Here is a 12,744-nt window from a genome sequence, read left to right on the forward strand (position 1 = left end):
TTAAGGCGGCATAATTCTGCGCAAAACGCCGATTTACAGCGCGTGTTATTGAATAACAGCCCCCGTTTCCGGCATCTGCGCCCAGATGCATCAATAAACCTAAAGGGGCAGAGCGTATGCGAATCTCAAAATTCATCCTTTCCGTGGCGACCTGTGCAGGCCTCGCGGCATGCGGGGACTCGTTTGGTGAACAGGCACTGCTTGGCGGTGGCGCAGGCGCGTTGGGCGCGGCGGTTCTCAGCGCCGACCCGTTCGTCGGTGCTGCAGTTGGTGCCGCGGGCAACGTGCTCTACTGCAAGACGCAGAACAACTGCAGGTAATGTAAACTTCGGGGCGCCCGTCGCCCAGACCGTCATCGCGCAACACGCCGTCGTGGGGTTCAAGCCCTGCGGCGGCGTTTTGCGTTTCCAGAACACCAAGACAAAGGACGTTCCATGTTCAACAAGATCCTGATCGCCAACAGGGGCGAGATCGCCTGCCGGGTCATCAAGACCGCCCGTAAGATGGGCATCGGCACCGTTGCCATTTACTCGGACGCGGACAGAAACGCGTTGCACGTGTCGATGGCGGATGAGGCCGTTCACATCGGTCCCCCGCCCGCGAACCAGTCTTATATCGTGATCGACAAGGTGATGGACGCCATCCGCCAAAGCGGCGCGCAGGCGGTGCACCCCGGTTACGGTTTCCTGTCCGAAAACTCGAAATTCGCCGAGGCGCTTGAGGCCGAAGGCGTGGCGTTCGTCGGCCCCCCGGTTGGTGCGATTGAAAGCATGGGTGACAAGATCACCTCGAAAAAGATCGCTCAGGATGCGGGGGTTTCGACGGTTCCGGGTTACATGGGCCTGATCGAAGACGCGGATGAGGCGGTCAAGATCAGCCAACAGATTGGCTATCCCGTGATGATCAAGGCCAGCGCCGGCGGCGGTGGTAAGGGTATGCGGATCGCATGGAATGACGAAGAAGCGCGCGAAGGCTTCCAATCCTCCAAGAACGAGGCTGCGAATTCGTTTGGTGACGACCGGATCTTTATCGAGAAATTCGTAACCCAGCCGCGTCACATCGAAATTCAGGTCCTGTGTGACAGCCACGGCAACGGCATCTATCTGGGTGAGCGCGAGTGTTCGATCCAGCGCCGGAACCAGAAAGTGGTGGAAGAGGCGCCATCGCCATTCCTCGATCCCGAAACCCGCAAGGCGATGGGGGAACAGGCCGTGGCTCTGGCCAAAGCCGTGAACTATGCCAGCGCGGGCACGGTGGAATTCATCGTCGATGGTGAGAAAAATTTCTACTTCCTCGAAATGAACACCCGCCTGCAGGTGGAACACCCGGTAACCGAGCTGATCACCGGCGTTGATCTGGTCGAACAGATGATCCGTGTGGCAGCGGGTGAGGAACTGACGATCACGCAGGATGACGTCACCCTGACCGGCTGGGCCATCGAAAACCGTCTGTATGCCGAGGACCCGTATCGCAACTTCCTGCCGTCGATTGGTCGCCTGACCCGTTATCGCCCGCCGCAGGAAACGGCTGCTGGCCCGATGCTGGTGAACGGCAAATGGCAAGGCGACGCGCCTGAAGGTGATGCTGCAGTGCGTAACGATACCGGCGTCTATGAGGGCGGCGAGATCAGCATGTACTACGACCCGATGATTGCCAAGCTTTGCACCTGGGCCCCGACCCGCGAACAGGCGATTGAGGCGATGCGCGTGGCGCTGGATAGCTTTGAGGTTGAAGGCATCGGTCACAACCTGCCGTTCCTGTCCGCCGTGATGGATCATCCGAAATTCGTCAGCGGCGATATGACGACGGCGTTCATCGCCGAGGAGTACCCGGATGGGTTCGAAGGTGTTGAGCTTTCCGCAGTTGATCTGCGCCGGATCGCGGCGTCCTGCGCGGCGATGTACCGTGTGGCCGAGATCCGCCGCACCCGCGTTTCGGGCCGTATGGACAACCACGAACGCAAGGTTGGCAAGCGCTGGAACGTGGCCCTGCAAGGGCAGGAGTTCGACGTCAAGGTCAAGGCTGACAAGGAAGGCGCAACCGTCAAGTTCGCTGACGGAGAAACCCTGCGCGTGACTTCGGATTGGACGCCGGGCGATCAATTGGCCGTCGTTGACGTGGACGGAAGTCCGTTGGTCATGAAGGTCGGCAAAATCTCGGGCGGATTCCGTATCCGCAACCGGGGTGCGGACCTAAAAGCGCATGTGCGCCGTCCGCATCAGGCCGCTCTGGCCAAGCTGATGCCCGAGAAACTGCCGCCTGATACCTCGAAAATGCTGCTCTGCCCGATGCCTGGTCTGATCGTGAAGATCGATGTCGAAGTGGGGCAGGAAGTACAGGAAGGTCAGGCGCTGTGCACTGTCGAGGCGATGAAGATGGAAAACATCCTGCGCGCCGAGAAAAAGGGCACTGTCGCCAAGATCAACGCAGGACCCGGCGACAGCCTTGCCGTGGACGACGTGATCATCGAGTTCGAGTGATCATGACTTCGCTTTTGCCATATCGCACTGAGTCCCCGGCGTTCTGCGCCGGGAGCTTGGGGCGTGGCGAAGGCGTTCAGCCGCCTTCGCGTCGTTCGCGAATCTCGCGTTGTCGCAGAGGCGTCTTGTCGATGGACCGGCCGATTTCGCGCACACTCCATGGGGACGGTTTGCGCAGTTTGACGACGCCGTCCTTGTCGACAAACACCATCTGGAACCCGCGTGGCCGCAACTGCGACCGGATCGGCGACCTTACCGCCGGATCGGTGTCGGTCAGCACAACCACATCGCGGTCGCGCATGGCTGCTTCGCCCTCGACCAGCATGTCGATCTGCTGCTGGAATCGCGGGTCGGCAGGTGTGTCGGCGAATACGACTATGGGCCGGTTGACCCAGAGAAACTCACTGAGTTCGCTGTCGCCAGCGGGGCGAACAAATTCGTCCTCTGCCGGAGCAGATCCGTCAGCGGCCAATGCGGCCAACGGGAATAGTGCCGATAAAACAAGGGCAAGCGTACGTGTCATAAGGCCTCCTGTTCCATCGAATATAGCCTCTCTGCATGGGAAAGCGACCGTTGGAATGCACGAGGGGTTCAAAAAAGTGTTGAAATCGTCGGAACCCGGTTCGGCGCAAGTAGGCGTGGTGGGTTAGGCGAATGGAAATCATCGTGCATTTCGGCGCCCATCGCTGTGCAACCACCAGTTTTCAAGAGTATTTACGCCACAACGCTGCGACGCTTGAACAACAGGGTGTTGCTGTCTGGGGACCGGATTTTGTTCGTGAAACAGGCCTGTGCGCTCTCAGATCCATGACATCCGAATCTCAGGCAGCGTTACAGCATGATCTGGACCAGTGTCAGGAAAAGGGTGTTCGACACCTCTTGGTCAGTGAAGAGAACTTTCTGGGGATGATGCCGCAGAACTTCCAGAAGGGTGAGCTTTATCCCGAAGTTGCACTGCGCGCGCAGCTTGTAGCTGAGGCCTTTAAAGGGCGCGTGACCAAGTTGGCGCTCAATATCCGAGCGCTGAATACCTATTGGTCTTCGCTGGCAGCCTACGCTGTTCGGAACAAGACAAGATTCGGAACACCGATGCGGTGGAGTAAAGTTGCGCAGCACCCACGTAGTTGGCAGGACGTAATCACAGATTTGGCCGACGCTTTTCCACAGGTCCCACTGTTGGTGTTGCCGTTTGAGGAATTCGCCGGTCGGCCTGATGAGCAACTTGCCAGTCTGATGGATATTGTCGCGCCAACCGAGGCGACGGACTTGTGGTTCAACAAGGACCAGGATGACGAACTGCAGGTGCCCAATGGGGCACAGGAACTGGGTTTGATGACGAAATTTGCAGAGGATTTATCGTGGCTGGCTTCGGGGGCTGATGGTTTGGCCCAACTGTGCCTGCTGCAGGAAACAGAGCGCGGCGACGTTGCGCCCGCTTAAGAACGAATGGACGAGAGGAAATCGAAATGACCGATACAAAGGACTGGAAAGCGCTGGCTGAGAAAGAGCTGCGCGGTCGTCCGCTGGAAGACCTGACGAAGGAAACGCTGGAAGGCATCGACGTCAAACCGCTCTATACACAGGAAGACACGGCCGATCTTCCGCATATGGGGTCTTTGCCAGGGGTCGGGCCGTTCACGCGCGGGGTGAAGGCGACGATGTATGCCGGGCGTCCGTGGACGATCCGTCAGTATGCGGGATTCTCGACTGCCGAGGAATCGAACGCTTTCTACCGCCGCAATCTGGCCGCCGGTCAGCAGGGTGTTTCGGTGGCTTTCGATCTGGCGACGCATCGTGGCTACGATAGTGATCACCCGCGCGTGGTTGGTGACGTCGGCAAGGCGGGCGTGGCCATCGACAGCGTCGAGGACATGAAGATTCTGTTCGACGGTATCCCGCTCGACAAGGTCTCGGTCTCAATGACCATGAACGGCGCGGTGATCCCGATTCTGGCGAGTTTTATCGTTGCGGGCGAAGAGCAGGGGCACGACAAATCCGTGCTGTCCGGCACCATTCAGAATGACATTCTGAAAGAATTCATGGTGCGCAACACCTATATCTATCCGCCTGAACCCTCGATGAAGATCATCTCGGACATCATCGAATTCACGTCGAACGAGATGCCGAAATTCAACTCGATCTCGATCTCGGGCTATCACATGCAAGAGGCCGGTGCGAACCTGGTTCAGGAGCTTGCCTATACGCTGGCCGACGGGCGCGAATACGTCCGCGCCGCGACTGAAGCAGGCATGGACGTCGACAAGTTCGCGGGTCGTCTGTCCTTCTTCTTTGCCATCGGCATGAATTTCTTCATGGAGATCGCCAAGCTGCGCGCCGCGCGCACTTTGTGGCACCGGGTGATGACCGAGTTCGGTGCTAAATCAGAACGGTCCAAGATGCTCCGCACCCACTGCCAGACTTCGGGTGTGTCGTTGCAGGAACAGGACCCCTATAACAACGTGATCCGTACAGCCTATGAAGCGATGAGCGCGGTTCTGGGCGGCACCCAGTCGCTGCACACCAACGCTCTGGACGAGGCGATCGCACTACCCACCGATTTCTCGGCCCGCATTGCGCGGAACACGCAGCTAGTGCTGCAAGAAGAAACCGGCGTGACCGATGTGGTCGATCCGCTGGCGGGCTCTTACTATGTCGAAAGCCTGACCAATGAACTGATCGAAAAAGCCTGGGCCCTGATGGAAGAGGTCGAGGAGATGGGCGGTATGACCAAAGCGGTGGCCTCGGGTATGCCCAAGCTGCGGATCGAGGAAAGTGCGGCCCGCCGTCAGGCCATGATCGACCGGGGCGACGAAGTGATTGTCGGCGTCAACAAATACCGCAAGGAACAGGAAGATCCGATCGACATTCTGGACGTTGACAATGTCGCCGTACGCGAGGCTCAGGTTGCGCGACTGGAACGTATCCGTGCAACGCGTGATGAGGCCGCCTGCCAACAGGCGTTGGACGCCCTGACCAAGACCGCCCAAGAGGGCGGAAACCTGCTGGCTGCCGCGGTTGAGGCCGCCCGTGCCCGCGCATCCGTAGGAGAGATCAGCATGGCAATGGAAAAAGAGTTCGGCCGTCACCGCGCCGAGGTAAAGACACTGGCCGGTGTCTATGGCGCGGCCTACGAAGGTGACGAAGGCTTTGCCGCGATCCAGAAATCCATTGAGGACTTCGCCGAGGCCGAAGGCCGTCGTCCCCGCCTGCTGGTCGTCAAGATGGGGCAGGATGGCCATGACCGGGGCGCTAAGGTGATTGCAACCGCCTTTGCCGATATCGGCTTTGACGTGGACGTTGGCCCTCTGTTCCAGACCCCTGCCGAGGCCGCGCAGGATGCGGTCGATAACGATGTGCACGTGATAGGGATTTCTTCGCAGGCAGCTGGGCACAAGACACTAGCGCCGCAGTTGGTCGAGGAACTCAAGAAAGCGGGAGCCGAGGACATCATCGTGATCTGTGGCGGTGTGATCCCGCAGCAGGATTACCAGTTCCTCTATGACCACGGCGTCAAGGCGATCTTTGGGCCGGGCACCAACATCCCCGAGGCTGCGCAGGACATCCTGCGTTTGATCGGTGAGGCCAAGGGCTAAGGCTGCAAGGGTTCTCAACGAAAAACCTTGTGAATCTGCCCATTTGGCGAAAACATGCGGCCAGATCCTGCGGGGTCTGGTCGCTGTGTTTGGAGGGCGTATATGTTACTGGATCATCTGGCCGTAGCGGGCGAAACACTTGAGGAAGCCTCGGCCCATATCGAACAAGCCTTGGGTATGCCGCTGCAAGATGGCGGCAAGCACGAGGCCTTCGGCACCCATAACCGATTGTTGGGCCTGCAGGATGGTCTGTATCTGGAGGCGATCGCCATCGATCCACAGGCGCCGAAGGTCGAGCGCACGCGGTGGTTCGATCTTGACCAGTTTGCAGGCTCACCCCGCCTGACCAACTGGATCTGCCGGGTTGAGGATATCGAGGCGTCTTTGTCCGTTTTCCCCGATGGCGTTGGCCAGCCGATTGATCTGGCCCGAGGTGCGCTGCGCTGGCAGATGGCCGTCCCGCCCAACGGGCGGTTGCCCTTCGACAACCTGTTCCCTGCGCTGATCCAATGGCATGGCGATTTACACCCGGCGCGAATGCTGCAGAACAGCGGCTGCCGACTGAAGCGCCTGATTGTCTTTCACCCTGATGCCTTGGACATGGCGCGGTTGTTGGGAGTGTTGGAGGCGGTCGAATTCGACACCGGCCCCGCAGCGCTGCGGGCCGAGTTTGAAACGCCGCACGGCCCGCGCGTGTTGGAATGATCATCAGACCGGCGCAGGTTTCAGACGCCCCCTCAGTCGCTGCAATCACCAACGCAATCATTCGCGATACGCTGGTGACCTTCACCACCGACGACCGCAGCGTAGATGCCATTGCTGAGGATATCAAAACCCGCGGCCCTGCCTATCTGGTGGCCGAAAAGGACGGGCGGATTCTGGGCTTTGCTACTTACGCCGCATTTCGCAACGGCCCGGGCTATGCGCAATGCCGCGAACACACGATCCAGTTGGCCCCAGAGGCGCGCGGGCAGGGCGCTGGGCGGGCTTTGATATCCGCGCTTGAAAACGCGGCGCGGACAGAGGGTGTGCATGTGCTGATTGCCGGCATTTCCTCGGCCAATCCGGGGGCGGTCGCTTTTCACACGGCGCTTGGGTACACGCAGGTCGGTCTCATGCCCGAGGTCGGTTTCAAATGGGGCAAGCGGCTGGATCTTGTTCTGATGCAGAAAATTCTTGCGCCTGACGAATAGGTTGCACCTGACAGTTGCGATTTGGGGCGCTAGGGTGCGCTCATGTCGATCTGGACCCGTATATCCGATGCGCTGAGCGCGCTTGCCCAGGGCGAAAGCCTGACGGCCGTTTTCGAGAAACTGCGCACACCGCCCGAACGCTCGGTCGCGTTTGCGATTGCTGTGATTGCGCTGGGCGCAAAGATGGCCAAGGCAGACGGTCAGGTGACGCGGGACGAGGTCACGGCCTTTCGCGATGTCTTCCAGATCGCGCGAGAGGATGAGGCCGGCGCGGCCCGCGTGTTTGACATGGCTCGGACAGATGTTGCCGGCTATCAGGACTATGCCCGCAAGATCGCGAGCATGTTTGCCGATGACAGCACCACGCTCTGCGACCTGATGGAGGGGCTGTTTCACATCGCCATGGCCGACGGGTTCTATCACCCGAACGAAAACGAGTTTCTGGAACAGGTCAGCCGGATTTTCGGCCAAAGCGACGCTCAATTCATGGCCTTGCGCGCGCGCTTTGTGCCAGACGCGCCCAAGGACCCTTACACGGTTCTGGGCGTGCCGCGTGACATGCCGTTGCCCGATATCCGCAAGGTCTGGCGACAATTGGTGCGCGACACGCATCCCGATGCGATGATGGCCCGTGGCGTTCCCGAAGAGGCCATTCGTCTGGCCGAAAAGAAGATGATCGACATCAACCGCGCGTGGGACGAGATCAACGGCGCGCGGGCCTGAACCGATGCGGCTGGCGACCTACAATATCGAATGGTTCGCCAACCTGTTTGATCGCAACGACAATCTGGTCGTGGATGACAGCTGGTCCGGTCGCCACAACGTCACAAAAGCACAGCAGGTTGAGGCCATCGCCAAGGTACTCACGGCGGTCGATGCTGATGCGATCCTGATTGTCGAAGCGCCGAACTCGGGCAAATCACAAAACACCATCCGCGCGTTGCAGAGTTTTGCCGATGCCTTTGATCTGCGCACCTCGCACGCGGTGATGGGATTTGCCAACGATACCCACCAGGAACTTGCCTTGCTGTACGATCCTGACGCGCTGATGGTGCGGCACGATCCGAATCCGGGCGACAGGGCAGCCCCGCGTTTTGACGAGGTGTTTCATATCGATCTCGATATCGACTCGACCGAAGATCATGTGCGTTTTTCCAAACCGCCGATGGAATTGGCGGTGCAAACCAAGGCCGGGGCGCAGGTGCGTCTGATCGGGGCACACCTGAAATCCAAGGCCCCGCACGGCGCCGGGTCGCGAGACGAAGCGATCCGGATCTCGATCGCAAACCGGCGCAAACAGCTGGCTCAGGCCGTTTGGCTGTCGCGTCGCGTCAGGGCGCATATCGTTGACGACGAGCATGTCATTCTGCTGGGTGATTTGAACGACGGACCGGGGCTGGATGAGTTTGAGCATCTGTTCGGGCGCTCCTCAGTCGAAATTCTACTGCAGGCCGGCTTGTTCGACCCGCATGCAAAAGGGGCCGACCCGGCACCGTCCACAGCCCGGTTTGCCCGTCAGGACGGGCACCACCTCGAGGCGCTGCTAGACTACATCATGATCAGTGAAAACCTGCGCGCCCTGCGCCCGGCCTGGCGGATCTGGCACCCGTTGAAGGATGCCAATCTGTGGGCTCTGCCAGACTTGCAACAGGCGCTGTTGACCGCATCCGATCATTTCCCGGTTACGCTGGATATCGACCTCTGACCTTTCATCATGGGGCGTCAGGGTCTATATTTGCGTTATGAAACATTTCCTTCCGATCTGCGCTGTAACAGCGGCTCTGACGTTGCCCGCCCAAGCCGAGGAAGAAACCGGCAAATCCCTGATGGAGCAGGGAGCCGAGTTGTTCTTTAAAGGGTTGCGGCAGGAAATGGAGCCCACGCTCGAGGACCTGCAAGGCCTAGTCAGCCAGTTCGGTCCGGCAATGCAATCGTTTTTTGAACAGATGGGGCCTGCATTGGCTGAGCTAGCAGGTGAGATCGAGGATTGGAGCGCCTATGAGCCGCCCGAGATACTGCCCAACGGCGATATCATCATCCGCAAAAAAACGCTGCAGGACCAACCGGAAACCCCCGAGAAAACCGAAAAAGAAACGGATGAAGGAACGGAAATCTGACGTTCAGTCCCGGATGATCACGCGGGTGTCTGCCTTGAGAGCGTTCGCCAGCGACGTAAATCGTGCTTCGGCCACTTCGTTGAACAACGGTCTTGCTGCGGTCGGCAGCAGTAGGTCAAGCTGGTGCTTCTTGGGGTATAGGCGCAAGGTCCCCATAGGGGCGTCATTCTGCATCCAGAGCATGGCGCCGAACCGCATGGCCTTGCCTAAAATTTCCGCCTGTCGCTGATCCTTCTCGTCCAATAGCTTGTAAAGCGGTTCGAACCTGTTGCCCTCGCGTTTGTTGCGATACCGGTGCTGCAGGGCGAGGCCGATGAAAATCCGTTCCGAGTGCTTCAACCCGCCCAGATTGGCGCGGGTGACATAGTCAAAACAGACCTCGGCCCGATAATCGGGATGGGCGCGCCAACTGACGTCATGCAGCAGACAGGCGGCCTTGATCAGGCGAACGCGCGCCTCGGGGGCTGATTTGAACAGTGGCATGACGAAATCGAACAGGTGTTTGCCGAACCCCGGCAAGCGGGCGTCTTTTGCCTCAGAGAACCGGCTGGCCTCGATCAGCGGGTCGCAGTCGCGCAGGGATTGCGGCATCTGTTCGTACAGCAAACCTTCGCGAATGCCATAGCTTGAGATCGCAATATCCTTGGGTTTGAACGTCCGGATCAGACGCGCCAGCACATCCATCGCGTAGGGGATCAGCGCCATGCGCGAGCTGGAAACGCCAGCCATACTGCGTAGTTCGTCCGGGTCACCCTTTTCGATGAACTTGATGGTCTCGTGAACCTGCTTGGTGGTCATGCGGTATTCATGCAGCACGTTCAGAGGGTAACCCCGGCGCAGCATGTCCAGCCGGGCAAAGGCACGCCAACTGCCGCCGACAAGAAACAGACGGTCGCGTTGCTTGCCCATCTGGTCGCGCAGCTCTTCCATGGTGGCTTTGATGTGGGCCTTGCGCGCCCGCCGTCCGCCTTTGATGTCACGCAGTTTCAGCGGACCCAGGGCCGAGGTCACTCGGCGACCGACGTCACCGTCGCCGATCTCGGCCAGTTCCATGGAGGAACCACCGATATCGCAGATCAGCCCATAGGCACCGGGCCATCCCAGCAGCACGCCCTGCGCGGACAGCCGCGCCTCTTCCCCGCCATCAATGACCGAGACGTGCAGACCGGTTTCCGATTTGACCTCATCGCAAAAATCCGGGCCATCCTTGGCTTCACGCACGGCAGCGGTGGCGACGACATGCAGGCCCGGCAGGCCCAGATCGTCAGCAAGGCGACGGAATCGGCGCAGCGCGGCCAACGCGCGCACCCGCCCTCGGGGGTTCAGACGACCGCTCTCGGACAGGCCCGCTCCCAATTCGCACATCACCTTTTCGTTGTAGAAATAGGCCGGAGACCGCGCGGCCCCGTCAAAGATTACCATCCGGACTGAGTTCGACCCGACATCGACAACGCCGACACGCGACAGCGCGCGCGCCTCGGGGTTGTCAAACAGCGGCTTTCCGAAAGGCCCCCAGTCCGGAATGTCGGTTTCGACGCTCTGATCCATGTCTTTTCCAGATGATCCGATAACACTTTGCGAAATCACCGGGATTGGGTCAATTGTCTGGTTCGACATCTATTCCGTCCGAATTCAATACTCTGACTGCCAGAGTGCGCGTTATTTCACGCTTTTCCGAGAGGGCAATTTGATCCAGCCGCGCAACGACCTCGGCTGCGGTTTCAAAGCGGCGGTCCATGTGTTTGACCAGATAAGCAATCACTTCGGGGCCGGGGTTCAGTTGGCGGTCGATAAACAGCTTGGCCAGAACCGCCCCCAACAGTGCGTCGTCGGGCGGATCGAGCGCGACATGATGCGCGCCTTCGATGCGGCTTTGCAGATCGGGCAACGGCAACTGCCACAGTTTCGGGACCAGCCGTCCGGTCATCAGCAGGGCATGCCCCTCGGCCAGAACAAGATTGTGCAGATGGAACAAGGTTTTTTGCTGCTCGAGGTCATCCGCGATCATCGGCACATCTTCGACCGCAACTGCGGTTCGGGCCAGCGCAGGCACGTCGTCATAGCGCAGGTCGCGGGCTTGAATGATCCGCCCCCCGGTTTCCGCCGCCCAGACATGAGCCAGATGGGTTTTGCCAGCCCCGGCAGGGCCGCTGAGCACCAGCTTGTTACCGGGCCAGGAAGTGGCTGAAATCATCGCAACGGCCAGTGCGTTGGCAGGCGAGACAAAGAAATCCTCGCGGCCCAGAGCGGTTTTGGCCGGCAGATCAAAGCTCAGTTGTCGGTGCATTTATTCGTCGTCCTGCTTCAGCCCTTCAAGGCCGGTATACAGAGGGCTTTCCAGATAGAGCGAGGTCAGGAACCGGGCCACGACACCCAGCGCCGCTGCAACAGGTACTGCGACCAGCATACCCACAAAACCGAACAAAGCGCCAAACACTGACAATGCCAGCAGCAGCCAGACGGGGTGCAGACCCACCGAACTGCCGACCAGTTTGGGGGTAAGAAAGTTGCCCTCGGTCACCTGACCCAAAGCAAAGATACCAGCGACCAAACCGATATGAACCCAGTCCCCCCAGAACTGAAACAGCGCAAGACCGATGGCCAACGTGCCGCCGATCAGGGCACCCAGATAAGGGATGAATGTGACCAGCCCGGCAATGAACCCGACGATCAGGCCGAATTGCAGGCCGACGATCATCAGCGCAACCGCGTAGTAGGTTCCAAGGATCAGACAGACGGTCCCCATGCCGCGCACGAACGAGGCCAGCACGTCATCAATCTCACCCGCCAGACGTTTGATCGTGGGGGCGTGGTCGCGGGGCAGAAGCTCTCCGATGCGGGCGATCATACGGTCCCAGTCCATCAGCAGGTAAACCGCCACAACGGGCGCGATCACCAGCAGAACGGCGACGTTTATGGCAGAGCCAAGCGATGCGACGACCGATTGCAACAAATCGCCGGTTTTCGATTGCAGCGTTTCGCCGATTGAGACCAGCGCCTGATGCGAGCTGGAATTGGTGTCCAGCAGAGACGGGAATCGTTTCTCAATAAAGCCGCGTAGTTCTTTGAACAGGCTGGGCAGGACCTCGACCAGATCGATCAGCTGGGTGATCAGCGCTGGTACGACCATCAGGATCATCAGAACAAAGCCCAGAACACCGACGATGGTGATGATCCCGGTGGCCGCCATGCGCGACAGGCCCAGATTTTCCAACCGGTCTGCGATTGGATCAAGGAAATAGGCAATCGCCCCGCCGATAACGAAGGGCAGCAGAACGTCGCCAAGTGCCCACATCAGCAGCACAAATACCACAGCGGCAACGCCCCAGTACCTGAGCTGATCCTTCACCGGCAAAGCCAT

13 protein-coding genes are annotated in these 12,744 nt (G+C 59.4%); 9 read left to right on the top strand and 4 right to left on the bottom strand.

The window, feature by feature from the left end; all coding sequences use genetic code 11:
- Nucleotides 1-116: 116 nt before the first annotated feature.
- Together ACR0ER_RS02760 and ACR0ER_RS02765 are read left to right on the top strand one after the other, a co-directional pair.
- Nucleotides 117-320, top strand: a complete 204-nt coding sequence (locus tag ACR0ER_RS02760; protein WP_480767623.1) for a hypothetical protein — start codon at nucleotides 117-119, stop codon at nucleotides 318-320.
- 114 nt (nucleotides 321-434) lie between these two features.
- Nucleotides 435-2,480, top strand: coding sequence for an acetyl-CoA carboxylase biotin carboxylase subunit (locus tag ACR0ER_RS02765; RefSeq protein WP_480767624.1), 2,046 nt, complete (start codon nucleotides 435-437; stop codon nucleotides 2,478-2,480).
- Between the two features lie 76 nt (nucleotides 2,481-2,556).
- On the opposite strand, the gene ACR0ER_RS02770 is transcribed toward ACR0ER_RS02765, so the two are convergent.
- Complete coding sequence (locus ACR0ER_RS02770; RefSeq protein ID WP_480767625.1) at nucleotides 2,557-3,003, bottom strand: DUF4174 domain-containing protein; 447 nt, start codon at nucleotides 3,001-3,003, stop codon at nucleotides 2,557-2,559.
- Nucleotides 3,004-3,134: 131 nt separating this feature from the next.
- On the opposite strand from ACR0ER_RS02770, the gene ACR0ER_RS02775 reads away from it, so the two are divergent.
- The 7 genes from ACR0ER_RS02775 (at nucleotide 3,135) to ACR0ER_RS02805 (ending at nucleotide 9,383) form a co-directional block, all read left to right on the top strand.
- A complete protein-coding gene (locus ACR0ER_RS02775; protein ID WP_480767626.1) occupies nucleotides 3,135-3,920 on the top strand; it encodes a hypothetical protein in 786 nt (261 codons plus the stop codon).
- A gap of 26 nt (nucleotides 3,921-3,946) precedes the next feature.
- Nucleotides 3,947-6,073 (top strand): methylmalonyl-CoA mutase, encoded by a 2,127-nt coding sequence (gene scpA / locus ACR0ER_RS02780; RefSeq protein ID WP_170331666.1) that lies wholly within the window; start codon nucleotides 3,947-3,949, stop codon nucleotides 6,071-6,073.
- A 102-nt stretch (nucleotides 6,074-6,175) separates the two neighbouring features.
- The gene (locus tag ACR0ER_RS02785) at nucleotides 6,176-6,778 is read left to right on the top strand and encodes a VOC family protein (RefSeq protein ID WP_480767627.1); all 603 of its coding nucleotides are present in this window, start codon (nucleotides 6,176-6,178) and stop codon (nucleotides 6,776-6,778) included.
- Nucleotides 6,775-7,266, top strand: coding sequence for an N-acetyltransferase family protein (locus ACR0ER_RS02790; RefSeq protein ID WP_480767628.1), 492 nt, complete (start codon nucleotides 6,775-6,777; stop codon nucleotides 7,264-7,266). Before ACR0ER_RS02785 ends, ACR0ER_RS02790 begins: the two co-directional genes overlap by 4 nt.
- 42 nt (nucleotides 7,267-7,308) lie before the next feature.
- Complete coding sequence (locus ACR0ER_RS02795) at nucleotides 7,309-7,989, top strand: TerB family tellurite resistance protein (RefSeq protein WP_480767629.1); 681 nt, start codon at nucleotides 7,309-7,311, stop codon at nucleotides 7,987-7,989.
- A 4-nt stretch (nucleotides 7,990-7,993) separates the two neighbouring features.
- On the top strand, nucleotides 7,994-8,971 hold the full coding sequence (locus ACR0ER_RS02800; RefSeq protein WP_480767630.1) for an endonuclease/exonuclease/phosphatase family protein: 978 nt from the start codon (nucleotides 7,994-7,996) through the stop codon (nucleotides 8,969-8,971).
- 37 nt (nucleotides 8,972-9,008) lie between these two features.
- Nucleotides 9,009-9,383, top strand: a complete 375-nt coding sequence (locus tag ACR0ER_RS02805) for a hypothetical protein (RefSeq protein WP_480767631.1) — start codon at nucleotides 9,009-9,011, stop codon at nucleotides 9,381-9,383.
- Between the two features lie 3 nt (nucleotides 9,384-9,386).
- On the opposite strand, the gene ACR0ER_RS02810 is transcribed toward ACR0ER_RS02805, so the two are convergent.
- The 3 genes from ACR0ER_RS02810 to ACR0ER_RS02820 are packed head-to-tail and all read right to left on the bottom strand — an operon-like array spanning nucleotide 9,387 to nucleotide 12,744.
- A complete protein-coding gene (locus tag ACR0ER_RS02810; protein WP_480767780.1) occupies nucleotides 9,387-10,931 on the bottom strand; it encodes a Ppx/GppA family phosphatase in 1,545 nt (514 codons plus the stop codon).
- 49 nt (nucleotides 10,932-10,980) lie between these two features.
- A complete protein-coding gene (locus ACR0ER_RS02815; RefSeq protein WP_480767632.1) occupies nucleotides 10,981-11,670 on the bottom strand; it encodes an HdaA/DnaA family protein in 690 nt (229 codons plus the stop codon).
- A complete protein-coding gene (locus ACR0ER_RS02820; RefSeq protein WP_170331653.1) occupies nucleotides 11,671-12,744 on the bottom strand; it encodes an AI-2E family transporter in 1,074 nt (357 codons plus the stop codon). It lies immediately after the preceding gene.

This window comes from Ruegeria sp. CH8, from assembly GCF_056536985.1.

Coding starts and splice junctions, on each gene's coding strand:
- ACR0ER_RS02790 (WP_480767628.1), top strand. CDS start 6,775: ATGATCATCAGACCGGCGCAGGTTTCAGACGCCCCCTCAGTCGCTGCA.
- ACR0ER_RS02760 (WP_480767623.1), top strand. CDS start 117: ATGCGAATCTCAAAATTCATCCTTTCCGTGGCGACCTGTGCAGGCCTC.
- ACR0ER_RS02820 (WP_170331653.1), bottom strand. CDS start 12,744: ATGGCTTTGCCGGTGAAGGATCAGCTCAGGTACTGGGGCGTTGCCGCT.
- ACR0ER_RS02795 (WP_480767629.1), top strand. CDS start 7,309: ATGTCGATCTGGACCCGTATATCCGATGCGCTGAGCGCGCTTGCCCAG.
- ACR0ER_RS02815 (WP_480767632.1), bottom strand. CDS start 11,670: ATGCACCGACAACTGAGCTTTGATCTGCCGGCCAAAACCGCTCTGGGC.
- ACR0ER_RS02805 (WP_480767631.1), top strand. CDS start 9,009: ATGAAACATTTCCTTCCGATCTGCGCTGTAACAGCGGCTCTGACGTTG.
- scpA (WP_170331666.1), top strand. CDS start 3,947: ATGACCGATACAAAGGACTGGAAAGCGCTGGCTGAGAAAGAGCTGCGC.
- ACR0ER_RS02765 (WP_480767624.1), top strand. CDS start 435: ATGTTCAACAAGATCCTGATCGCCAACAGGGGCGAGATCGCCTGCCGG.
- ACR0ER_RS02810 (WP_480767780.1), bottom strand. CDS start 10,931: ATGGATCAGAGCGTCGAAACCGACATTCCGGACTGGGGGCCTTTCGGA.
- ACR0ER_RS02785 (WP_480767627.1), top strand. CDS start 6,176: ATGTTACTGGATCATCTGGCCGTAGCGGGCGAAACACTTGAGGAAGCC.
- ACR0ER_RS02775 (WP_480767626.1), top strand. CDS start 3,135: ATGGAAATCATCGTGCATTTCGGCGCCCATCGCTGTGCAACCACCAGT.
- ACR0ER_RS02800 (WP_480767630.1), top strand. CDS start 7,994: ATGCGGCTGGCGACCTACAATATCGAATGGTTCGCCAACCTGTTTGAT.
- ACR0ER_RS02770 (WP_480767625.1), bottom strand. CDS start 3,003: ATGACACGTACGCTTGCCCTTGTTTTATCGGCACTATTCCCGTTGGCC.